Annotated in this window: 21 protein-coding genes; 6 read left to right on the top strand and 15 right to left on the bottom strand. The window is 37.0% G+C overall.

Translation table 11 applies throughout. The features are described from left to right. Window positions 1–8: 8 nt before the first annotated feature. Complete coding sequence (gene pepA / locus ATZ35_RS06990; protein ID WP_208930115.1) at window positions 9–1,085, bottom strand: glutamyl aminopeptidase; 1,077 nt, start codon at window positions 1,083–1,085, stop codon at window positions 9–11. A 251-nt stretch (window positions 1,086–1,336) separates the two neighbouring features. Between pepA and ATZ35_RS06985 the strand changes: the two genes are divergently transcribed. Next, complete coding sequence (locus ATZ35_RS06985; protein WP_208930114.1) at window positions 1,337–1,678, top strand: PepSY domain-containing protein; 342 nt, start codon at window positions 1,337–1,339, stop codon at window positions 1,676–1,678. 246 nt (window positions 1,679–1,924) lie between these two features. Here the strand turns inward: ATZ35_RS06985 and trmB are convergent, their stop codons facing one another. From trmB to ATZ35_RS06960, 5 genes are all read right to left on the bottom strand, one after another. Beyond that, window positions 1,925–2,581 (bottom strand): tRNA (guanosine(46)-N7)-methyltransferase TrmB, encoded by a 657-nt coding sequence (gene trmB / locus ATZ35_RS06980; RefSeq protein WP_208930113.1) that lies wholly within the window; start codon window positions 2,579–2,581, stop codon window positions 1,925–1,927. Window positions 2,582–2,708: 127 nt separating this feature from the next. Then, window positions 2,709–3,488: a phosphotransferase family protein gene (locus ATZ35_RS06975; protein WP_208930112.1), complete on the bottom strand. Its 780-nt coding sequence runs from the start codon at window positions 3,486–3,488 to the stop codon at window positions 2,709–2,711. Window positions 3,489–3,598: 110 nt separating this feature from the next. Further along, window positions 3,599–4,462 carry a D-amino-acid transaminase gene (dat, locus tag ATZ35_RS06970; protein ID WP_208930439.1) on the bottom strand — a complete coding sequence of 288 codons (864 nt, stop codon included), beginning with the start codon at window positions 4,460–4,462 and terminating at the stop codon, window positions 3,599–3,601. A gap of 2 nt (window positions 4,463–4,464) precedes the next feature. After that, a complete protein-coding gene (locus tag ATZ35_RS06965; RefSeq protein ID WP_208930111.1) occupies window positions 4,465–5,682 on the bottom strand; it encodes an ABC transporter permease in 1,218 nt (405 codons plus the stop codon). Window position 5,683: 1 nt separating this feature from the next. Further along, on the bottom strand, window positions 5,684–6,421 hold the full coding sequence (locus ATZ35_RS06960; RefSeq protein WP_025871916.1) for an ABC transporter ATP-binding protein: 738 nt from the start codon (window positions 6,419–6,421) through the stop codon (window positions 5,684–5,686). 135 nt (window positions 6,422–6,556) lie between these two features. Between ATZ35_RS06960 and ATZ35_RS06955 the strand changes: the two genes are divergently transcribed. The 3 genes from ATZ35_RS06955 (at window position 6,557) to ATZ35_RS06945 (ending at window position 8,681) form a co-directional block, all read left to right on the top strand. Next, a complete protein-coding gene (locus ATZ35_RS06955; RefSeq protein WP_208930110.1) occupies window positions 6,557–6,985 on the top strand; it encodes an HIT family protein in 429 nt (142 codons plus the stop codon). After that, complete coding sequence (locus ATZ35_RS06950; protein ID WP_208930109.1) at window positions 6,985–7,326, top strand: YtxH domain-containing protein; 342 nt, start codon at window positions 6,985–6,987, stop codon at window positions 7,324–7,326. Before ATZ35_RS06955 ends, ATZ35_RS06950 begins: the two co-directional genes overlap by 1 nt. 302 nt (window positions 7,327–7,628) lie before the next feature. Beyond that, entirely contained in the window at window positions 7,629–8,681 is a 1,053-nt protein-coding gene (locus ATZ35_RS06945; protein WP_208930108.1) for a peptidylprolyl isomerase, read from the top strand. A 23-nt stretch (window positions 8,682–8,704) separates the two neighbouring features. On the opposite strand, the gene ATZ35_RS06940 is transcribed toward ATZ35_RS06945, so the two are convergent. The 9 genes from ATZ35_RS06940 to ATZ35_RS06900 all read right to left on the bottom strand — a co-directional run bounded on the left by ATZ35_RS06940 (window position 8,705) and on the right by ATZ35_RS06900 (window position 19,637). Next, window positions 8,705–9,187, bottom strand: a complete 483-nt coding sequence (locus ATZ35_RS06940) for an ASCH domain-containing protein (protein ID WP_208930107.1) — start codon at window positions 9,185–9,187, stop codon at window positions 8,705–8,707. Window positions 9,188–9,205: 18 nt separating this feature from the next. Further along, window positions 9,206–10,150, bottom strand: a complete 945-nt coding sequence (locus ATZ35_RS06935) for a 3'-5' exoribonuclease YhaM family protein (RefSeq protein WP_086277253.1) — start codon at window positions 10,148–10,150, stop codon at window positions 9,206–9,208. 2 nt (window positions 10,151–10,152) lie between these two features. Then, complete coding sequence (locus ATZ35_RS06930; RefSeq protein ID WP_208930106.1) at window positions 10,153–12,849, bottom strand: ATP-binding protein; 2,697 nt, start codon at window positions 12,847–12,849, stop codon at window positions 10,153–10,155. Next, entirely contained in the window at window positions 12,846–14,078 is a 1,233-nt protein-coding gene (locus ATZ35_RS06925) for a metallophosphoesterase family protein (RefSeq protein WP_208930105.1), read from the bottom strand. The genes ATZ35_RS06930 and ATZ35_RS06925 overlap by 4 nt, the downstream gene beginning before the upstream one ends. 167 nt (window positions 14,079–14,245) lie before the next feature. Further along, a complete protein-coding gene (locus ATZ35_RS06920; RefSeq protein ID WP_208930104.1) occupies window positions 14,246–15,376 on the bottom strand; it encodes a metallophosphoesterase in 1,131 nt (376 codons plus the stop codon). Beyond that, the gene (locus ATZ35_RS06915) at window positions 15,369–16,238 is read right to left on the bottom strand and encodes a phosphatidylserine decarboxylase (protein WP_208930103.1); all 870 of its coding nucleotides are present in this window, start codon (window positions 16,236–16,238) and stop codon (window positions 15,369–15,371) included. The genes ATZ35_RS06920 and ATZ35_RS06915 overlap by 8 nt, the downstream gene beginning before the upstream one ends. Window positions 16,239–16,259: 21 nt before the next feature. Then, complete coding sequence (locus ATZ35_RS06910; protein WP_208930102.1) at window positions 16,260–16,865, bottom strand: CDP-alcohol phosphatidyltransferase family protein; 606 nt, start codon at window positions 16,863–16,865, stop codon at window positions 16,260–16,262. A 199-nt stretch (window positions 16,866–17,064) separates the two neighbouring features. Next, window positions 17,065–17,406 (bottom strand): YlbF/YmcA family competence regulator, encoded by a 342-nt coding sequence (locus ATZ35_RS06905; protein WP_208930101.1) that lies wholly within the window; start codon window positions 17,404–17,406, stop codon window positions 17,065–17,067. 68 nt (window positions 17,407–17,474) lie between these two features. After that, entirely contained in the window at window positions 17,475–19,637 is a 2,163-nt protein-coding gene (locus ATZ35_RS06900; protein ID WP_208930100.1) for a transglycosylase domain-containing protein, read from the bottom strand. A 634-nt stretch (window positions 19,638–20,271) separates the two neighbouring features. On the opposite strand from ATZ35_RS06900, the gene ATZ35_RS06895 reads away from it, so the two are divergent. Together ATZ35_RS06895 and ATZ35_RS06890 are read left to right on the top strand one after the other, a co-directional pair. Continuing rightward, on the top strand, window positions 20,272–21,120 hold the full coding sequence (locus tag ATZ35_RS06895; protein ID WP_244148222.1) for an endo-beta-N-acetylglucosaminidase: 849 nt from the start codon (window positions 20,272–20,274) through the stop codon (window positions 21,118–21,120). Between the two features lie 470 nt (window positions 21,121–21,590). Next, entirely contained in the window at window positions 21,591–22,451 is an 861-nt protein-coding gene (locus tag ATZ35_RS06890) for an RluA family pseudouridine synthase (RefSeq protein WP_208930099.1), read from the top strand. Window positions 22,452–22,453: the final 2 nt, after the last annotated feature.

Genomic DNA, 22,453 nt, shown 5'->3' with positions numbered 1-22,453 from the left:
ACTATCCTCTACTTTCCGTAAATGATTGTGTTAACCGTTGTTTTATCCAATCCTTTTAGGACTTGAATCAACATTTCACGAGCTGCTTCAAAGTCTTTGATGTTAAACATCGTTTGGTGTGTATGGATATAACGTCCGCAAACACCGATCACAGTACTTGGTACACCATTATTTGTTGTATGGGCAGCACCTGCATCCGTTCCACCTTTAGAAACAAAATATTGGTAAGGAATATTGTGAGTTGCTGCTGTATCTAATAAGTATTCACGTACACGAGGTAATGTGATCATTCCTGGATCGTAAATACGTAATAATGTTCCTTCACCTAAATGACCATATGTGCCTTTTTTCGTTTGGATATCATCGGCTGCTGAACAATCCACTGCAAAGAATAGATCAGGATTAAATTTATGAACAGAAGGTTTAGAACCACGTAAGCCAACTTCTTCTTGAACATTAGCACCCGCAATTAATGTATGGCCTAATTGTTCGTTTTGCAAAGCTTCTAATGCTTCTAAAACTAATGTACAACCATAGCGATTATCCCATGATTTACTGATGATATTTTTACCATTGGCTGTTTTGATCGTTTCTGTTTGTGGAACGATTGAATCACCTGGGCGAACGCCAAAACTTTCCGCTTCTTCTTTTGATTCAAAACCTGCATCAAATAACACATCCGTTACTTCTAGTTGTTTTTGACCGCCTGTTCCACGTAATAAGTGTGGCGGAACTGAAGAAGAAATACATGGATAATTGCCTTTACTTGTTTTTAATGTAAAACGTTGTGCTGAGACGACATAGGGATTCCAACCACCTAAAGGAACCACTTGGAATAATCCATTGTCTTTGATCTGTGTCAACATAAAACCAACTTCGTCCATGTGAGAGGCAACCATAACGCGTGGCGCATCTTGTTCTTTTGCTCTTTTTAGACCAAAAATCCCACCTAAACCATCATATTGAATCTCGTCTACTAATGGTGCCATATTTTTTTTCATATACGCACGAATATCATCTTCAAATCCGCTTGTTCCTTGTAGTTCTGTTAGTTCTTTGATGCGTTGAAAAGTTTTTTCTTCCATTGTTGTATTATCTGCCAGTTCGCCTGTTTACGACTTTCTTCAGGTTCAACCGTTCTTTTTTGTAAAAAATAACATGATTTTTAAACAAAAACGGCAGATACTCCTTTCATATGATTTCACATTCATTATAACGCAAATTTTTTCAATTGCCCACGTTTTTTGTTTTTCGATATTTTCATACAATGTGTTAGAATAGAGCTAAAGCTAAAAAAATTTGGCGAACATTTGAAAATACGCGGAGGTTATTCCCCATGAATGAAGAAAATGAATTAAGCTATTTTAAAAGTGGCTTGGCAATCGGCGTGAGTCTAGGCATAGTGAGCGGAATCGCTTCAACTTTATGGTATCAGAAGAAACGAACAGTCGATGCTGATTTAGTTTTAGAAAATGTGAAAGACGCCTTTTTAAAAGAAGGTCCGATCGAAGGGTCATGGATTGAATTTGAGAAAAAACCTTTACGAAAATTTGCAGTCCACTCAAAAACTTACAATGGCGGGATTTCACGTTTGGAAGACGGCGTTATGGTTCAGTATGAATTTACTGCAGATGCCTTTACTGGAACTGTGATTGACGTAAAACGGATCAAAGATTAAAGTTAAAAGAACAGTTGTAGGGACACATTACACGATGTGCTGCTACAGCTGTTCTTTTTATACCAGTCTGGCTTTCTTTCTCCTATTGTTTCCTCTATGCTCTACTCGCGGTTTTTCTTCAAATTTCTCTTCAAAATTTGTTTTTAAAATGTAAGTACCTTCCTTATATAAACAAAAAAATAAAGCACCCATTCTAACAAGGCAATGCCAAGGATAGACGCTCTATTTTTTCAATAAAACAAAAAATCATTTCGTTGTTTTTTCAGCTTGAAATCTTGCTTCCACACGATAAATCGGCTGACCTTTGGCTGAAAACTTTGCTTCGTATTCAGTCATGATATTTCCTCCGTAGTCGCTTGCATGCAAATCAAGCCAAACTTGTTCTAGAATCATGCCATATTTTGAAAAACTACTCAGTGAATACTCAAATAGTCCACGGTTATCCGTTTTAAAATGAATTTCGCCATTTGGTTTTAGAATGGTTTCGTCTGTTGCTAAAAATGTTTTAAACGTTAGACGGCGTTTTTCATGACGTGTTTTTGGCCAAGGATCCGAAAAGTTTAAATAAATTTGATCCACTTCATTTTCAGCAAAGTATTGTGTTAATTCTTCCCCGTTAACATGAAGTAACTGTAAATTTGGTAATTCTTCTTCCAACGCTTTTTCTAAAGCGATCGAAAGAACACTGAGTTGCATATCGATCCCAATATAATTGATTTCTGGATGTGCTTTTGCCATTCCTACCACAAATTGTCCCTTACCTGAACCGATTTCAATATGAATAGGGTGATCATTCCCAAAACGTTCTGTCCAACGACCTTGCCATTTGGCTGGCTCATCAACCACTAGTTCAGGATGACTCGCTAAAAGTTCAGCCGCTCCATGTCTTTTTCTCATTCGCATGTTTTGTGTTTCCTTTCTTTAATAACAAATTTTAAGAGGGTAGAACAAAACGATAATCGCTTTGTGCTGCCCTCTATCTATTCAAGTAAATGATGAAAATAAAAGGTCATCCTCTTTTCATCGTTTATTAATACCCAAACGCTCGTTTTAGCTTCAAAATTTCAGCATTCATTTCCCGTTTTTCTCCTGATTGGTGATGTCTAAGAATCTCTTGCAGGAAATTAAATAGCGCATACCACTTGATTCGCGTTAACGCTTCTTCGCTCGGACGCATACCATAAGCTAATAGCCATTTATTCCAGCTTGCCCGCGGAACGTAATGACCTAAAAGCATACCTAAATCTAAAGCTGGATCAGCAATCATTACTGAATCCCAATCAACTAAATACAAATAATTATTCGATACGATCCAATTTCGATGGTTCACATCACCATGGACGACCATATAATTATGAATAGAATAATTTGGTATATTTTCTTGCAGATAGTGATAGACTCTAGCAAGATACGAATTATTTTGAAGTTCTTTAGGCAATCTTTCGCCATATGCTTGAAGCATCATTGCAGGTGTCTGGATCTGACCGCCGATTTTCCCTAGCATGCTTTTTAGCATATGTGAATGGTGCAAATGATAAAGGACATCCACAACGTCATTTCTTTGACCGATTTCTTGGGCTTTAAGGACTTGACCATCTAGCCATTCTTGTGCTGTTAAAATATCGCCTGTTACTGTTCGTTTGGTCCAAACTAGCTTAGGGGCAATTCCTTCTTTAGACAATGCAGCCAAAAGAGGAGAAGTATTTCGTTTAATAAATACTCTTTCAGTCGCACGTATACCCATGAAAGTTTGGCCAGTTGCGCCTTTTATTGGCTGCAAGCGCCATTCCTTATCCAACTGAAATGCCATGGAAATTATCTCCTATCCTAACAACTTCTAATAATTATTTACAGTAAGTATCATTTTAGCTTCCATAGCGTACTTCGTCAAGCATCTCTCTTGTTCTTTTGTCAGCAACTTTATTCCCCAACTGTTCCACATGTTGCATCAACACTAGCAATATAGGCTTCTAAGAGCTGTTTTGTTACTTTACCAGGTTTTCCTGTTCCAATAATATGATCATTTACTTTTACTACTGGAACAATTTCCGTCAATGATCCTGACACAAAACATTCGTCTGCTGTAAATAGTTCTTCTTCATACACAGCTTCTTCTTTTACGGGAATGTTTAACTCTCTCGCTAACTCTAGAATTTTTTTCTTCGTAATTCCGGGTAGAATCAAGTTACCGTCAGGATGAGTATATACCGTTCCGTCTTTGACTACCCAGAAATTGGCTGCTGAAGCTTCTGTTACTTTATCATCGCGAACTAGCACTGCATCATCAAAACCTTGGCGGCGGGCATCATCTAATGACAACACATTACCTAATAAGCTCAATGACTTGATATCACAATGTAGCCAGCGGGTATCTGGCACAACCGCAACGGTAATCCCTTCTTCCATTTTTTGTAAAGGACGCTCATACGCTCTAATATTAGCCGTTAAGACACCTTTAACTTTTTCTGGATCTGGCAGCGCATGATTTCTTGGTGCATCAATGCCTCGTGTTACTTGAAAGTACAACTTGCCTTCTTTGATTCCTTCAATTTCAACTAATTTCTTTAAATTAATTGTCAATTCTTCTTTTGTAAACGGCAACTGCATTCTAATTTTTTCAGCACCGTCCCATAAACGATTTAAATGCTCTTCCATCATGTACAAATGCCCATTATAGACACGAACGACTTCATAGAGTCCGTCACCGTACTGATAACCACGATCTTCTATATCGATTTTTACTGCTTCACGTTCAACAATTTGATCATTCCATAAAATGTGCATCATTAAACCTCCATTTTCTTCAAACGATAAGGGACATAAAACTTAGCAAATAGAATTACTTCCACAAGCAATGCGCCAACAACCAATAAGCCTTCTTTAAAATCAGGCAATGCTGTCAACACAAATACACTAAATAAAATGGCTGCGGCTAATAACAAGACTGTTACCAGTTTACTGACCGCCTGTTTCTTTTGTTCATTTGGTACCGGGTACAAGTGTGTCATCACCATATAATCAAACTGCGTATAGATTGGAATCAACTGAAAGCCGATCAAATAGATAAATAGCACAGAAACCCCCAATGAGATCCAAAACTCTTTAAGGAAAAATAAAATCACTCCGCCCACTAATACTAAACGAATAAATAAGCCGCTATATTCAGAGCCTCTTAGTAAACTACGAGCATACAAATATAAGTACGTATTCTGACTAGTTTTTTTAATGTTGCTCAACAACGGATCTAGGTACTTCCGACGTTTTACACTGCTTGAAATTTCTGGTACATCTGTAAACAAATGGATAAATTGATAAATTCGATGCATGCGATTTTTTTCTTTTTGGACCATCTGTTCCCAATCTAGCGATACCGCTGTTTCTTTTTTATTCATTATAAAAAAGAACAACATCACCTGTACCAAGCCTGTTAGAAGACCTGCTAGTGGTAAAACATATAAACTAAGAGCAATCGCAACACCACTTGTGATCAACCAAATAGTAAACCATAATTGTGCTTCTTTAGTAGAAATCTGATACAATTCATATTTTTGTAGGCGTAAATGGCTGATTTTTAAAAGCCCCAACATCACAATAAAATAGAAAAATGTTGAAAAAGCCCAGCCTGTCGAAACAACTACTAACGGCATCGACATACCACCTAGTAAAATCAAGGCGATCAGTGGCAACCAAATTGAATACCGCATCGCACGATTCAAATAGCGATTCATCTCAGGTTCTTTTGGTAAAATAAACACTTTATCCGCCTCTTGTGCCAAGGTCGCAATACGACCAATCTGCAATAACACCAACCAAAAGATCACAACGATCGGTCTGCCCCAGACAAAATTTTCGGGTAGTGTTTTTAAAACTTGAGAATAGTAAAAGCCAAGTCCCCCCAATAAGAAGACGCAAACTAAAATAAAATGGTCATTAAACACATAACGCATATATTTCATCATTTTTTTCAGATGGCGTGCTAAACGAATGCCAAAAAATCCAGACATATTACCCCACCTTTTCTTCTTTTGTTAATGCGATATAGATATCATCTAAAGATGAACCTGGTAAACTGAATTCTTCACGCAACTCGTCCATTGAACCAACAGCCCGGACTTCACCATCATGTAAAACAACAAAACGATCACAATAACGCTCAGCTGTTGCCAAAATGTGAGTCGACATTAAGATTGCGGCGCCCTGATTACGCATTTCATCCATCAATTCCAATAAGGCGTGGATTGCTAATGGGTCTAACCCTAGAAAAGGTTCATCAATGATATATAAACTCGGTTCAATCAAAAAAGCACACAAAACCATGACTTTTTGTTTCATTCCTTTTGAAAAGTTTGCAGGAAACCAGTCTAATTTATTTTCCAAACGAAATGTCTTAAGCAAAGCATCTGCTCGTTTAAAGGCTTCTTCAATTGGGATATCGTACGCCATTGCCGTAATTTCAATATGTTCTCTTAATGTTAGTTCTTCATATAAAGAAGGTGTTTCAGGAATATAACCAATTTTTTTGCGATAGCTTTCTGGTTGTTGTCTTAACGTCTCACCATCAATGGATATCTTCCCTTTTTGTGGTGTTAATAAACCGATCACATTTTTGATTGTCGTACTTTTACCAGCGCCATTCAATCCGATCAGACCGACCATTTCACCAGATTTCACTTCAAAATTAATATCTTTCAAGACAGGAATATGACCGTATCCGCCTGTTAAATGTTCAATTACTAAACTCATTGATGTACCTCCAACTATTTTTATCGTGAATCTATTATACCACGAACTTTTTGAAGGTTTCATGAACTTTTCCTCCCAAATAAAATTCAAGGTATGGTAAAGTAAAAGAAACAGTATAAAGAAAGAAGGGATATCATGACAGATTGTATTTTTTGTAAGATCATTAATCAGGAAATTCCAAGTTATAAAGTGTATGAGGATGATAAGGTTTATGCCTTTTTAGACATTACCCAAGTGACTAAAGGTCATACTTTGCTCGTTCCTAAGGAGCATGTGACTGATATTTTTGAATACGAACCAACTTTAGCAGGTGAAGTTTTTGCACGAGTTCCTAAAGTTGCTCGCGCTTTGGAAAAAGCTTTTCCAGAAATGCAGGGCTTAAATATTATCAATAACAATAAAGAGCTAGCCTATCAATCTGTTTTTCACTCTCACATCCATTTAATTCCACGGTATGGAGAGTCTGACGATTTTTCGATTCATTTTGGAAATAACCAAGCAGCATACTCTTCAGAATCAATGCAAGAAATAGCCGAAAAAATTATGAAGCAGGTGGAACAATAATGGGAAAGTTTTCTAAAGGAATTTTATTTGGTGCCGTCGTTGGTGCTGCGAGCGGGCTACTTTTTGCTCCAAGAAGTGGGAAAGCCACTCGTCAAAAATTTGTAGATGAATTGGAAGATTGGTCTGATTTGAAAGAGGATTTTACAGATAAATTAGATCAGTTCAAAGAATCTGCACAAGCATTGCAAGCAGCAGCGGACACATACATCGAGCCCTTCATTGATGGAATCAATCGAGATGTTGAAACATTTAAGTTCCAAGCAGAACCAAGAGTAGAGCAAATTCAAGAACAAGTGGAAAAAATCCAGTCTGAACTACCTGATTTACCTATAGAAAAGTAGAAAAAAACGAGGATAAACATGCTGATTTTAAGCATTCGATCCTCGTTTTTTTGTTTTAATTCAATTAATTCCCTTTTTTTAGATAAAACACTTTTGTTTTTTTACACTGTAAAAATCTTATTTTAAGCTCATTTCCTTAAAATCGTACGTTTTTATAGATTAAAGTGTGTCCTAAATTCGAAAATTGTTTGAAACTATGGTTTACGTATTTCTTTTATGAAACATAGTGTGGTATAGTAATAACCGTGAGAATTAATTTCTACATAATAAAAAATAAAACAAACTTAGGAGTGCTTAAAAGAATGAAGAAAAAATTAATCTTAGCTGCAGCAGGTCTATTCAGTATTTTTGCCTTAGCTGCTTGTACTGGCGGTTCACAAGACATCGCAACAATGAAAGGTGGCACTATTTCTGTTGATGATTTTTACAATCAAGTGAAATCAAACCAACAAAGCCAACAAACAGTTCAACAAATGATCATTTTCAAAGTATTTGATCAAAAATATGGCAAAGATGTTTCAGACAAAGATGTTCAAGCGAAATTTGATGAATCTAAGAAAAGCATTGAAAGCCAAGGTGGGAACTTTGCTGATCAATTGAAACAAGCTGGTCTTACAGAGAAAAGCTACAAAGAACAAATCAAACAAAGCTTAGCTTATCAAGCTGGAATCAAAGCACACATCAAAATTACAGATGAAGATTTAAAAACTGCTTGGGAAACATTCCACCCAGAAGTAGAAGCTCAACTTATCCAAGTTGCAACTGAAGATGAAGCAAAAGAAATCAAAAAACAATTAGATAACGGCGAAGACTTCGCAAAAATCGCTAAAGAAAAATCAACAGATGAAGCAACTAAAAAAGACGGTGGCAAAATCAAATTTGATTCTCAAACTGAAACAGTTTCTGAACCAGTAAAAACTGCTGCGTTCAAATTAAAAGATGGTGAAGTTTCTGAACCGATCCAAGCAACTGATTCAACTGGTTACCAATCAACATTCACTATCGTAAAAATGGTGAAAAATAAAGAAAAAGGCAATGACATGGCTCCTTACAAAAAAGAGTTGAAGAAAATTGCTGAAACAGCAAAACAAAATGATCAAACATTCACTCAAAAAGTGGTATCTGAAGTTTTAACCGCAGCAAATGTTAAAATCAAAGATGACGCCTTTAAAGACGTTCTAGCTGGTTTAGTTGAAACAAAAGATTCTGCTAAATCAAGTGATTCTTCTAAGAAAGAAGAAAAAGAATCCTCTTCTAAAGAAAAAGAATCTAAATCAAGCGATTCAGAAAAATCTAAAGATTCTTCAAGCAAAACAGAAGAATCATCAAGTAAAACTGAAGAGTCTTCTAAATAATCAAATAAAAAAAGAGATGAAATTCATCTCTTTTTTTTATTTGCACTATTTTCAAAGACTACTTCAAAAAGTTCATAAACGATCAGCATATCCTCTGAAAAAGGTAATTCATATTCCTCTAATTCTTGTTCAAAGAATGGTTGATGAACACTGCGCCAATACTTAAGCGTACGATCCCCTTCTCCTTCAAGATAACCATGGACTTCTGATATTTGAGCATATGGCAGAATATCGACTACTTTTGTACAAATGATCGCTTGTGCTTGGTCATTACCATCTAATAATACACTGTAGTTCCCTACTTCTGGCAGTTTCTCGCCTTCCAAATCTAACTCATATAAAAGACGCAGCGAAGAGGTCCCTGTCTTTTCTCTACTAAGGACAAGTCCCAATAGCTCATCCGCCATTGCAGGAGAATTTCCAAAAGCCCACGCTTCATAGTGGTCATGTGGGATTGAAAATTGTTTTTTGAAATCTGACCATAGTGTTAGTACGGATTGGTTCATGATTCTCTCCTAACTATTTTAAATATCTTTTGGGACATAGAAACTACGATTATCTAAGCCAAAAATCCGATCTGTATATTGTCCTGGCTCTGTTTGGCGCACTGATCCTAACATCATTTGGATCGATGCATCGATATTATCGATTTGATGTAATACTTCTGCTTCCATGATGCGCGGACGAACGGGTGAGCCATATTCTAATAAGCCATGATGAGCTAAAACCATATGACGTAATACAATCACATCTTCATCATTTTCGTCGATTTTCAACGCAATACAAGCTTTGGTAATTTCTTCATCTACTAGCACCAAATGCCCAATCAAATTGCCTGATAGTGTATATTCAGTAGTCATAGCACCAGATAGTTCTTTAACTTTGCCTAGATCATGTAAGATGATTCCTGAATAAAGCAGTGCTGCATTTAATTCACTATATTCTTTACAGATTGATTTACCTAAACGAAGCATGGAAACCGTGTGATAGGCTAAACCATTTGCAAAAGCATGATGGTTTCTTTTAGCTGCTGGATAATCAAAAAATTCTTTTTGATATTGCGTCAATAAATAACGAACGATCCGCTGCCAATGAGCATTAGTGATTTCAAATACAGTTTGATTGATTTCTTCAACCATCTCTTCTCGTTTTAATGGCGCTCGCTCCATGTATAAAGCTGGTTGATTCGGTTCATCGGGACGTGCAACCCGCATATGAATAATTTTAACTTGAGGATTGCCTTGATAAACTTCTCTTTTTCCATTTAAAAGAATCACATTCCCAGCTGTAAAGCGACTGATTTCTTCTTCCGAGGCATCCCAATATTTTCCATCAATCGTGCCTGAGGTATCTTGAAACGTAAAAGCAATAAATTTTTTCCCATTTTTTGCAATACGTACATCAGCATTTTTGATCAAAAGAAATAATTCAAATGTTTCATCTACTGTTAGTTCACGGATTTTTTTCATACTTATGCTCCTTCTAATTCCATAATAGGTTGTTTTAACTCTTTGTAATAGCTTACCATTTCTTGGTCAGAAGAAAAACAAATGACTTGCTGATGCTCAGAAAAAACGGCAAATAATTGTGCTAGTTGTTGTTTTCTTTGACTATCATAATGTAGCCAGCCATCATCGATCATAATAGGACATAGGCTACGTTGCTCTTGTAGATAAAGAAAAGCAAAGCGAACAGCCATAATCACTTGATCTCTTGTTCCGGTGGACAACTCATGCAACATAAAACGCTGCTGATCTTCACGAATAACGATCAATTGTTCGTCGTCTAGCTGAATCCCTCGATACGTGTTCTGGGTTAAGAGTTTGAAATAATCCGTTGCCTTTTTCAATAAATTAGGTAACTGCTGTTCTGATAATTCAGTTAACAAATCCATTAACAGCTGTCCTGCTAATTGATGAGCAGACCAATCTAAAGCCAGTTCTTCTATCTCTGTTTTTAGTTCTGCTTGTTCTTGATATAGTTCATCCAATGTACCATCTGACAACATTTGTTGGCGCTGATACAGCAGCTTCTGCTCTTTTTCTTGTAATTGTTGAATAGTACTTTCGAGATCTTTGAGCTTCTGTGACATTTCCAACTGCTGTTTTGGTAATTGTTGTGGGTCAATCGTCTCAGGGTATAAACCTATTAACATTCTTTGCAATTCTTGTTTTCGCCTATGATTAGCAGATGTTTCTTGATAGTGTTGGATCTTATTTGGGATCTCGTTGATCGACGCTATTTGGAAACGTTGCAGTAACGGCCGACTTTGATCGATCACCTGCTGTTGCTTTTCTTTGACTTCCCTAATCGTCTGGCGGGTATAGGCATCTGCTTGATATTCTTGAGCAAAACGAACTTTTTCCATTTTGTCTGCAAAGTTGCTGATTACGCGCATTCTTTCAGCTAACGAAGTTCCCGCGATCGGCAACTGTGCTGTGTAACGCTCAGTTGCTTCCGCTATTTTTGCTGCTCGTTTTTGGTCTTCTTCTAATTGATGTTTCAGCTCTTGATTGGTATTGATCAAAATCAAATAACGTGTAATATCAGTACGATAGGTCAACCAAAATTCAACTTGATCCATTCGACCTAAATGATTTTCCTTGACTTTTTGAGCGATAAAACGCTCCATGTCTTTTTCCTCTTCACGAATCCGTTTCATTTCTGCTTTTATTTTTAGCAATTGATCGTTCAGATAATCTAGTTGTGATAGTTTTTCTTGCCATTGTCGTTTTTCATTTTCATAGGTATCTTTTGGTTGGTAAAAAACTGGGAATAAACCTGCAAGCAAAAATCCTGCACTTAAAATAAACGTTCCATATCGAAGCGGCACCGGTAAAAAGAAACTCAATGCTAAAATGATTCCAGCAAACCCACAGAAAAGAAGATTAACTTTTTTTGTTGTTTGGCGATGATTTTTTCGAAACATCTCCTTATTGACCGTTTCAAAGGTACTTAAATTTTCTTCCCTCGTCGCAATTTCTTCTTCCAACAATTCTAAATCAGTCTGTGTCGTTTGCAGCTTGACTGTTCGTGCAACGATTTCATCTCTCATCTCCTTGACCACTTGTTCTTCAAACGACAGCTGAGGCGGGGTTTCTTGATTCCAGCCCCATTTTCTTTCCAAAGGAAACAGCTCTTCTTGGTTTTGCTGTAAGGATTGTGTCATCCACTTGATCTCAGAGAGTAGTTTATCAATATCATATCGTTGATTCAGTAATTGTTGGATATGTTCTTCTTCTTTTAAGTAGAACTGGTAATCATCTGTTTGATCTTCTGTCTCACTTTGTGCTGCTATACTTTGATTTAATCTTGTTAATTCTTCATTTAAGAACCGATTCTGTTGATAAATTGAAAGTAAATTTTCTTGTTCTTCACGACTTAGCGCAGTTAACGTCTTTGACTGTTCAATTGATTGTAATTCTTCATATAATGGTAAATTCATTACCTGTTTTTCTATCAAGGCTAGTTGACTTTTGATCTCTTGTGCAGTTTCACGTTCTTTTGTTACTAACTGCTCAGTACTATCTAACTCAGCCAGCAGCTGCTGAAAAGGTCGCTCTTGTTGCTCTTTATCATTTACACGTTGTTGTAAGCTTTGATAGGCATTCAACTTTTGATTTAATAGTGGCTGACTCCCTTTGCCCTTATAAATCGTCTGTGCGTCCTTAAAATAGGCTTCTCTACTGACCAATAGCTGTTGACTTCCTGATAGGCCAAGAGATAATAATGAGGTTTGCAAAGCTTCTTCATTTAATTTTTCTAATTGACTAAGCTGCTCTTGCTGAAAAGTAAAGACAGACTGAAATAGCTCTTTAGTCAGTGGATGGATCATCTTTTCTAGCATAGACTCATCGCCCACTTGGTCATTAAAATAGACTTTTGCTTGCCCTTTATTTTGACCTTTAAATCGTTCAACTTGTACTTCACCATACACTGGATGAGTAAACCACAAACGACCGCCATATGCTGCACCATTTTTAGGTTGGTAATCTTTTTTTCTTTTTCCTTTAGCTGGAAAGCCAAATAGCATTGCTTGAATAAATTGATAAATCGTTGATTTTCCAGCTTCATTTGCGCCAAATACTAATTGGTTTTTGGATGAAAAATCAATCCTATGTTGCTGCCATTTACCGAATCCAACCAATTCTATTGCAACGAATTTCATGTCTGATCCTCCTGAATGACAAAATCTTCTTTGATTTTTTGATTGGCCTGCTCAACACTACGCTCACGCCACTCTTCATTTATCGACACAACTGAAGAAAATAATGGATTTTGCACTAATTCTTGTAATGTATTTGAAAAGATATCCGGTTGTAAATAGTTTTTCTCTAATTGACTTAATAGCTCTGGCGCAGCAGTGATCATAACTTTTTTAGTCAAATCTTCTGCTACTACCTCTACTCTGAATAAAAATAGTGAATGATTTGTTTGTTGCAGTAAACTGTTTTGTAAATAGTGAAGCAATTCACCGTTTTCATAAGATAGTTGGAATTCTTCGCCTAATTGCACTATATCTGTTAACTGGATTTCTTTCAATAGCAATTGCCCAGAAGTTGGTCCAGCTTTCAACATCAGCTCAGTCAAAATACTTAACGCTTCTTGCAAACTTCCAGCTTGACGCAGCGAATACTTCTCTACTTGCCAAGAAACTTGAGCGACTGGTTCAAATCGAACCGTTGCATGACCTGCCTCTATGGAAACAATGGCAACCCCTTGTACCGTCCGTTCTTTTTTTGTGTGTCCTTGAGGTGTTCCTGGATACACGATCAACGGATCTGCACTGACTACTTGTGGCTGATGGATATGTCCCAAAGCCCAATAGTCATAACCTTTGGATTTCATCGTACTAAATGTAAAGGGTGCATAATTCTGAGCTCCATTATTGGTCGTATCTCCGTGATAAACCCCAATATGTATATCTACTCCTGCCTCTTTTGTAGGAAAACCTGAAAGTTTATCCTCATTGATCCACGGATGCTCATAACTAAACCCTGTTACTGCCACTTTTTCTTGATTCTTCGTCATAAAATAATGCGTCTCAACCTGTTCTTTTTGAAAAAGAAACATATTTTTTGGAAAATCGAACCAGTAACGTTCTGCTACATAATAATCGTGGTTCCCAAACGACATGATCACAGGGATGCCCTCTTGATCCAAACGTTTCATCTCATCGATAAAATAGGCTTGTGTTCGGATAGATGTCCGACTTTGATGAAAGGTATCTCCGGCCAAAATAACCGCATCTACCTGATTTCTAATGGCTATATCAACGATTGCTGTAATTGTTTTATGGTTAGCTTGTTGTAATTTTTCTGCGATTTGTTTAGGACTGTTTTTAAGGCCTTCAAAAGACCGATCCAGATGTAAGTCTGCCGTATGTAATAGTTTCATAAGGTCCTCCTGTTCGCCCGATTTCTTTTCCTTAATCATATCATTTTATTAAGAAGCGGTCAGTAAAAAGATACGAAAATTTGTTCGTTTTTTATTCTTTGAGAGCAAAAAAAAGAAAGAGGTTGGAATTCGACTCTGTAAGTCGACTGCCAACCTCTAATAAGCTACTATTTTAGCGTAATGTCAATTCGGACGATTTCACTTTGGGTTCCGATTCGCATTGGTGGACCCCATGTCCCAACACCTGAAGAAACAATCACTTGAGGACTATTTTCGTTTTTACGATAGTAACCATAATCTACTGTAAAATAAGCTTTTGTCACTAAACTAAACGGGAATATTTGTCCTTGATGTGTGTGGCCAGAAAGAATCAACTCATTGGCCTGTTCATATTCATCAATATTTGAAGGTTGATGATCTAAAATAATCTTGGGCAACTTGTTTCCTACTTTTTTGAATTGTTCTTGAACGCTCGTTCTATTACCATCTTGTGTGCCTATTGGTCTACTGTCTTTTCGCCCGACAACTAAAAGCTCTTCGCCAACGACTGTCATTTCATCTTCAAGTAAGGTGATGTTTGATGCTTTAACAAGTGCTTTCATCTTCTCGAACGTTTCTCCTGCATCATGGTTGCCCCAACACATATACGTTCCGTAAGTAGAGGAAAGGCGTTTGAATTGTTTCTCCATGCCTTGTGGATCTTGTAACGCTTTATAGTTCCCATCAAATAAATCACCTGAAATAAAAACAACATCTGGCTGCATTTGATTGATTTTAGTGACGATTTTCTCGAGCTTCTTCACATCATTAACATAGCCTAAATGCAGATCACTAATCAATACCGCTTCTATTTTTTTCGCTTGATTGCTAGCTGACGTATCGATCGTTACTTGATAATTCGATGTTTTGATTTGTTGTGCTTGCCAAGAACCATAGCAGAATAAAACAACAACCAACACGGTTGAACCAAGCCAAATGATTAGTTCTGTCTTTGTTTGAACTGTGGTGATTTTCTTTGAAATCGTTAAAATCAGATCAGTTAATCCAAAAATAACCAACGATAAAAACCAGCATGATAGCCAATAGCTCCCAATTTTGCCGACCAATCCCCCTACATTAGCATCAAACAACAATAATGTCAGCATTGACGCAAGTGCCAATAAGCCAATAACTACCCATAAAATTAGTGGATGTTTAAAAAAGGAAAATTGTTCTAGTATAGAAAGAAGTTTTCTACCAATATAAAAATTCCCCAAAAGAAACAATAGTCCAATCATCAAAAATGCCAATTTATTCATGACTTTCCTCCATTTTTTTGCCAACAACTTGTCCGAACTTTACGATTGTTTCAAGATTTTGTTCAGTATTTACCCAAATTTCTGGATCAATGATCACTTGATTTTTTTGAAATAACAAAATCACTGTAGAGCCGCCAAATTCAAACCAGCCTTTTTTCTCAAAACGCTGACAATTGCCTGAGGTTTTTACATTTTTGATTTTTCCAACCATTAAAGCCCCAACTTCGATTTGGACAATCTCACCAAAGTTTTTCGTTTCAATTACCGTTACTTCTCTTGCATTCGTCGAAAATACTGGTTGACTATGGATCGCGATCGGCTGTACAGTATGAAAAACACCAGCTATTTTCTGGTGCGCTACAATCGTCCCTTCGTCAATAAAATAATAGTGATGATAATCATCTGGTGTTAAACGAAAAATGACAGCACATCCGCCTTGCCATTTCTCTGCAAGGCTTGTGCTATCAAGCAACTCTGAAAGAGCATATTCTGAATGTTTAACTTTAAACGTTTGTTTGTCACTAATTGGATAAACAGTCACTTTGCCATCACAAGGTGCACTCAAAGAGCCTCTATCTTGAAATAAGACGCGGGCAGCAGGTTTGATTTCCCGCATAAAAAAGTGATTAAATGAAGTATAGCTCATAGGTTTGTAGTCTTCCATTTTAAGACTGTTTTTTTTGATGAAACGATTGATCATTCCTTTTGAAAGTGAGCTGTTCAAATAGACTCCAGCAAGCTTTGTAAGTGGCGGCTGGATAATTACTTTCAACAAACAACGTCCCAACGGGTTTTTGTATAAAAAATTCAATGACCAATTATTATTTTCAGTAATACGCTTTGTTTTAAACTGTCTCTCCATCTATTTACCCCTTTAAAAAATTTAACGGACAAAAAAAGCCACTACAGCTCCTACAAAAGCGCCAAAAGCTAACTTTCTAGGATCGACTTTTTTGATTTTCACTTTTGAAATAAATAAAAACCCAATGACCAATAAAGCTGCCGGATAGATTAATGTAAACGCAATGTGCAAGCGTCCTGCGATGAAAAATAACAACGGAATCAAGGCAGCACTACTCGTAACAGGTAAGCCTTCATAATACTCACGACACGTATCGCAGTGCTCTTTTCTCTCCATCTCAGTCACATTATAGTGCGCTAAACGAATCAAAGCTGCTAAAATATAAAAGACAAATAATGGCAAATAAATTCCCTGAGTCAAACCAGAAGCATAGCCTAACACTGTTGGAAACACCCCAAAACTAATCAAATCAGCGAGTGAATCGATTTGAATCCCATAACACATCTCACTCTTGGTGCGTTCTTTCGTGTTTGCGACAAATCCATCAAACATATCACAAATACCTGAAAATACTAAACAAAAAATCGCTTCAACAATATGCTGAGTCAGCGCCAAATACATCCCGACTATGGAAAAAACTGCATTTCCATACGTTAGAATAACTGTGTAATCATAAATACCAATCATACTTTTTGTTCCCCAATTCTTTTTTCGTTTAGTAATACTATAGCATTAAAATCGAGATAATTGGGAGAGTTTTTAATATTTTATCTATTTTCCGACGCACTATTTTGTCTCTGTTATTGAAATAAGCATACTAAAAAAACTTTAAAACAATGAGTGAAAACAGTATCACTCATTGTTTTAAAGTTTAAATCGCTATCGCTTAATCGTTATACAAATCACGAATCGGTGTCATAATAATACGGTTCAAATCATTCACGATCAAACTAAATGCTTGTTCTTTTTGCATCAATTGATTGATGACTTCTGCTGCTTGAACTTCAGTTGCTAAAGCTTGGGCTTTTTCAGCATCTTCTTCTGAAAATTCTTCTCCACGCATTTGTTTTTCTTGTAAGCCTTGTTGGAAGGTTTGGAATTCTTTAAATAATTTGTAGGCTTCTTCATCCGCTTTTACATCTGCATACGCTTGTTCTAACGCTTTAAATTCTTCCATTTCACGGATTTCGCGTTCTACTTGATTGGCTGTATCATAAATATTGCTCATTCAATCTCCCTCATTTCTATAAATTCTTCTCTTTGATTGTACCATTCTTTGATTCGTTTTCAAACCGATTATTCTCCCGTCAAGCCACCCCAAAAGTCTTTCAGCCCATTTTTGGCATTGTCCCAGCCTTCTTTGAGTTTACCGCCAATATCTTTGGCTCCTTCTTTGACTTGGTCACCAATATCTTTCACACTGTCTTTCCAAGCATCGTTATTTCCAGGCGTTGTAATTTCTCCAGCTGGCTGTACGATTCCGCCTGTTGCATACGCATCGGCTACTGTAAACGGTGTTTGTGCTGTATAAGGTAAAATACCTTGCGTTTGACTACTGAATACGGTCGAGGCATGTGTAGCACTACTTCCTTGTAGATAATGGCTTTCACTGGTTTGCTCAAAACCTAACCACGTTGCAACTACCACATCTGGCGTATAGCCTACAACCCATTGGTCATTGGTTTTATCTGTATCAAAATTGGTTTCGGTCGTTCCTGTTTTTCCGGCCATGACATAGCCTGCTGGATCAGCATTTATCCCAGTTCCTGAGCTGAAGACACCTAAAAGCATACTGGTCATTTGATCTGCGGTATCTTTGGTAATGATTTGTTTCGTTTTTGCATTGGTATTGTCTTCGATCACAGCTCCCGTAGAGTCTACAATTTTCGTGATTAGATGTGCTTCTGATTGAACACCACCATTGGCAAAAGCACTATAAGCACTAGCCATCGTTAATGGTGAAACTCCAGTTTTCAATCCACCGAGCGCTAAACCATAATATTTATCTTCTTTCGCTAAAGGAATACCAAATTTCTCCGTTTTTTCAAATCCTTTATCTAAACCAATTTTATGCAATGTCCAAACAGCTGGTAAATTTAAACTCTCACCTAACGCTTGATACATTGTCACTTCACCACTATTTGTTCTACTATAGTTTTCAGCTGGATAATAATCTTGTGGCTTATCTTCTAAAATACTGTCTGGTTTCATGCCAGATTCTAAAGCTGGTGTGTATACTGATATTGGTTTTAATGATGAACCAGGTGAACGTTTCGTTTGCGTGGCGAAGTTAAAGCCTCGGTATACGTGTTCCCCACGTCCCCCTACGACCCCTTGGACACCACCAGTTTTTGGATCAAGCGCAACGGAACCACTTTGGACCATTGCACCATCTTCTGCATTTGGTGGGAATAAGGCGTCATTATCATAGGTTTGCTGCATCGCTTCTTGATAATTTTGATCTAACGCTGTATAGATTTTATAGCCTTTATTCAATAGATCTTCTTCTTTTAGTCCATATTTATTAACAGCTTCATCGATGACTGCATCAAAGTAATAAGGATATCTGTAGTCTGAATTTTGATCAGAATAATTGTCAGCTAACATACTGCCCATATCAACACCTGCTTGAGCATCCGCTTCGCCTTGTGATAATTTCCCATTATCTACCATTAACTGTAAAACCGTATTACGGCGATTAACTGCATTTTCAACATAATCGATTGGATTAAAAATCCCTGGTCCTTTCAACATTCCAACTAAAGTTGCTGCTTGACCGACTGACAGTTCACTCGCACTCACAGCAAAATATTTATGAGAGGCATCTTCGATTCCCCAAACCCCATTTCCAAAATAGGAGTTATTAAGATACATCTCTAAAATCTGCTGCTTATCATATTTTTTCTCGATTTCAATTGCTAAGAACAGCTCTCTTGCTTTACGCGTCATGGTCTGTTCTTGGGTGAGGTAGGCATTTTTAGCCAGCTGTTGCGTGATCGTACTACCACCGCCACCGCCGCCAATCATCCCAAAACTCAACTTTCCAACAACCGCACGCAAAAGTCCCTTGATATCATAACCGTGATGGGTCTCAAAATTTCGATCCTCAGTTGATATCAATGCATCTTTGACATAAGGAGAAATCTGATCGATCGTCACAAAGGTTCCTTTTTGTCCAAACAATTTTCCGGCTTCGTCGCCTTTTTTATCGTAGATAACAGTTGATTCTTCCAACCCTTTTTTCAAGGCCCCAACATTCGCTGATTTAGCTAAAGTAAATAGATAGATACTTGTAACTAAAACAACAACCATTCCTAATAGTAAAATGATTTTATTAATTTGATATTTTTTCCAAATTCGCTTCCGCCAATGATGAAAACGAACCAGATATGGCTTGATCCACGCCCAAAAGCGCTGAAAACCTGTTTTTATTTTTCCCATAATTGTTTTAAAGTCCATAGTGCTCCCTCTTTATATAAAAGTTTCTAAGCCATTTTAACACAGTTCCGTTCAGTTATTCATACGGCTTTAGCATGAATAATACACAGAGAATTTTGTTTTGCCTATTTTAACACGTTTTTCTTTTATTTTTATGTAGAAAAGGTTAAGAATCCATCAAGAAATCCATGATTTTAGTGGTTAAAGTAGAAATCTAAATCGCAAGTTCTTATTTTCATTGAAAAAAAGTGCTTATTTAAAAACGATTTGATCATAAAAAATTCATATTTTCCCTTTATTATACAAGTATACCAACAAACAACCCTAACAAAACACTTTTTCATTTTTTAACTCCTTTTTCCCACTCTTCCCCAAAGAGTGGGTCTCTTTTTGTTTTGGAAAAATTTTCAAGCTAGACAACTAGACCTGAAATTGCTACCTAGATCATTGAATAGAGCCGCTCTAATTATTAATATCATTTATTTTATGCTACACTTTTTTTGAAATGTAACCGTTTTACAAAAAAACAGAAGAGGAGAATTTTTATGTCTAAGAAACTAACCTTTTTACTTATTCCGCTTTTCTTTTTACTAAGTTTTAGTCTGTTTTCTAATCCGTCGGAGGCAGCACAAGCAATGCCAAAGCAGACCCCATCATGATGGCTTACTATCGCACATGGCGAGATGTGACCATGCCTCACGATGCAAATTCAACTTTACCTGATCAAAACGTGACTGCGATGACAGATATTCCAGAAGGCGTGGATATTGTCTCTGTTTTCCATTATGTTAATCCTGGTACAGATCAACAGAAATTTTGGGATACATTGAAAGACACTTATGTCCCCACATTACATGCTAGAGGAACACGTGTTATCCGGACGATCGACATTCGAGAAATTTGGAATGTCCCACATGCAGGTTTTACGCCAACAACAGCTGAATATGAAGCCTATGCTCAACAGCTGATCGATACTTATCTTACGCCTTGGAATTTAGATGGACTGGATGTTGATATGGAGTCTAGTTTAACTGCTAAACAAGAAGAAATGGCAGTCGGTACATTCAAAGCCTTATCTAAAAAATTAGGTCCAAATTCTAATACTGGTAAGCTATTGATTTACGATACAAATAAAGATAACCACTCTTTATTTAAAAAAACGGCTTCTTATTTTGATTATCTGTTCGTACAAGCCTATGGTCGCTCAGCTAGTTCTTTAGATAGCACTTGGAGTACGTACAAAACATCGATCACACCACAACAGTTTCTTCCTGGTATCTCATTCCCAGAAGAACAAGATCACAACCGTTGGAATGATACGGTAGAACCTTACGAAACAAGCCGGGCTTACGCTTATGCAAAATGGAATCCAAAAGATGGACAAAAAGGCGGCATGTTCGTTTATGCAATCGATCGGGATGGAAAACAGTTTGGAGATGATACCATTACAAAAACCGATTTTAGCTGGACGAAACGTTTGATCAATACAATGAACGGTAACTAGATTGATGATTTTGTGTGAAGCTTAAACACTTCTTTAGAAAAAATTTACAGTTTCAGATAAATTAATACACAAAAAATTCATATTTAGTTTGTATTATATATGTATACCAACAAACAACCCTAACAAAACACTTTTTCATTTTTTAACTCCTTTCCCACTCTTCCCCAAAGAGTGGGTATTTGCTGTGAATCACTACGACTGGCTTCGCCAGAGTAGATGATGAACAGTACTTGGCGAACATAGTGAGAGAAGTTTCATTACTTGGAATCACCAAACGCCTTAGACAAAAACTAACAAAAAAAAATAGAACCGGTACTGGCACAAATGATGAACAATGAAACATCATACTCTCTACTTATCTTTCTCAAAAAAACTTTCCTTACTTGAACCTTTAATCCCAACTAACTACTTGAACTTATCCTTCCATTTGTTAAACTAAGAGAGAACGCTATTGAAAAGGTGGAAAACATATGGAATTATCCATCCAGTTACCAAAGAATTTTAACGAACAAACAGTCAGAGAATTACTGGAACAAGAATGGTTAGTTCCTCGTAAAGTACGCCACTTTTTGAGAACCAGAAAAAATGTTTCGATCAATGGAGAGCCCGCTTTATTTCATTTTCCTGTGAAAAGCGGCGATGTTGTTACGTTACAGTTTGAGCCAGAAGATTATCCAATACCAGCGATTCTTTTGGGGAATACCGATAAAGTGAACGTGCTTTTTGAAGATGATCATTTGATTATTTTAAATAAACCGATCGGCATGAAAACTCACCTGAATCAACCAAATGAAAACGACACACTCCTTAATCATTTAGCTGCCTACTTAGCACCTAAAAACCAAGTCCCATATGTGGTTCATCGGTTAGATAAAGAAACAAGCGGTACGATTCTATTTGCTAAAAATCCTTTCGTTTTGCCAATTTTAGGCCGATTATTGGAAAGTAAGCAAATCTATCGTCGCTATCAAGCGGTGATTTCAGGGCAGCTAAACGAGTCTATGACCATTCGAAAAAAAATTGGCCGCGATCGTCATGATCGACGAAAACGAGTGATTGATGAACGGCGTGGTGATGTGGCTGTTACTCATGTTGACGTTGAATCTTATGATCGAAAGACAAACCACACTACTATTTATTGTGTTCTGGAAACGGGACGAACGCATCAAATCCGTGTACATCTAACAAGTATTGGGCACCCGATCATTGGTGATCCGTTGTATCATCCAAAACCTAATGGACGCTTGATGCTTCATGCTTATGAACTGCACCTGACACATCCGTTTACTGGAGAAACGATTATGGCAGTTGCCGAGCCGAGTTTGTGGTAAAA

Source organism: Enterococcus rotai (assembly GCF_001465345.1).
In the GTDB taxonomy this organism is placed as follows: domain Bacteria; phylum Bacillota; class Bacilli; order Lactobacillales; family Enterococcaceae; genus Enterococcus_L; species Enterococcus_L rotai.
The sequence above is the reverse complement of the archived record's forward strand: the minus strand, read 5'-3'. Positions and strand labels throughout refer to the sequence as shown.